1 protein-coding gene is annotated in these 1,821 nt (G+C 46.9%); it reads left to right on the forward strand.

What is annotated here, in order from left to right:
• Positions 1-1,821 (forward strand): hypothetical protein (locus C1720_RS13905; protein WP_158241747.1); only part of this gene is annotated, 1,821 nt, incomplete at both ends.

Raw genomic sequence — 1,821 nt, forward strand, 5'->3', positions numbered from 1 at the left:
AACTGGAACATTTGTCAATCGACGGGCGGCGCAAGCTGCCGTTTTGCATCTTTCATGCGCTGCTGGGGCGCTGGCTCCGGTGGACCTTGCTGGCCATGCTGGCGCTGGGCTGGCAGGCGGCGATGGCGACGCCAATTTATGTGGAGCCTGGGTCGGAAATCGTGGTGGATGTTCCCAATCCACAGCCGGGCATACCGGTGGATGAATTCGAGATGAAGTTTTCATTCATCCGGCTGGAAAAGGGTCTGCATGGCAAGGCCAGATTCAAGGTCGTCGATGCCAATCACGGAGATTTGACGGGTATTGAAGTGCCATCGGAGTTGCTGTTGGACAGTCCGGGGCCGACGGCTGAAGTCAAATTCAAACCCCGGTTTCTGAAAGAAGGGTGGTATGGCATCACCGTTGATTTTGAATCTAATGAATTCAATGGTGGCGTACGATTCAGTATTTTATTGTACCGCGAAAAAGTCTATTATAACTGGATTGGAAGCAACTTATTATCGTCTATGGCTAGTTATCGCCTGAAGGATAATCGTGAATATCAAAAATTAGTTTCCAAAGTTAATCAAAAACAAGCTCAGTGGGAAAAAAATCACTCTGAAAGAAGTTATGACAACCCCTTTGAAAAATGGTTGACGAAAGAGGAGTTGGATCGTGTTACAGACATTTTCTCGCAAGAGAAGAAGAACCTGTATGAGGACATATACAGGAATTCCAACGCATGGAAAGAGAAAAAGAAAGAAAGTCAATCTCCCAAAACGTCAAAGGGTGACATAGTGACTATTCGGGCAAAATTTGCTATTGATCACAAATTTTCAAAATTTATGCCGCTGCATGGCGCTGTTGTTAGAGTGACATATAGAGAAAATCCCCCTCCTGGAGTCGGAGAATTGATAGCTTATGGCAGATTGGATGAGAAGGGTGAATTTAAATTCACGTCCCCTATAGATGACTTGAAGTATCAGGTTCAACTATTAGGGAAACATGACAAATTCGGCATTGATATTTTTGAAACTTCCGGAAAATTTATTCCATTGAAGACCAATTTCGATCAAGGGACTGATATAAATATAAAGCCTGATGATACGCATAAAGACAACAAATTCCACATCAGCGAAGCCGAAGCCAACTCCTGGTCCGTCTTCCAGGCCCTGTATGAGCTGACGGAGCATGTCAAACCCATCGCAGGCATTCCCGAAGCGCCCGTTTTCAAGAAAGTCGTTACCAATCGTCCGGAACCGCTGCAAGCCTATCAATTGGGATTGACGGAGGCAGGCAAAAAGGTCTCAGAAATGCATTTGGGATCCTTGAAGTCATTTGACTGGGACACCATTGCACATGAATATGGCCATGCTGTAGCGCATCTGCAAGGCGCTACCAAGAATCCAGGCGGCTTTCATGACGGAAGCAACCATTACGACATTGAAAAAGATCCCGCTGGCAATGCCTTGCAAACCTACCATAACAAGGAATTATCCAACGCACTGGTATTTGACGAAGCGTATGCTACGTGGTTTGCACTGAACTTCTGGAAGGAACGCCGGTATCCCGGTGGAATTCCATGGTTGGGTGATCATTTCTATAACCAGACCGTGGAGATTCAAAAACCGCTAAGTCAACTGGATCTTGAAAGCAACGCAAAACCCTATGGCATGAGAGACAAGGTATTTGGCGAAGACAGCGAAATCAGCGTGGGCCGGCTGCTGTGGGACATAACGGATGGAAATAACGAACCCAACCAGCGTGCGCTATGCGAGCAATACTGCCAGGACGCCATCACAGTGCCTTTTGCCAGCGTTTCGGCCAGCGCCATTTACCCCG

Source organism: Ottowia massiliensis, assembly GCF_900240305.1.
Taxonomy (GTDB): Bacteria; Pseudomonadota; Gammaproteobacteria; order Burkholderiales; family Burkholderiaceae_C; genus Ottowia; species Ottowia massiliensis.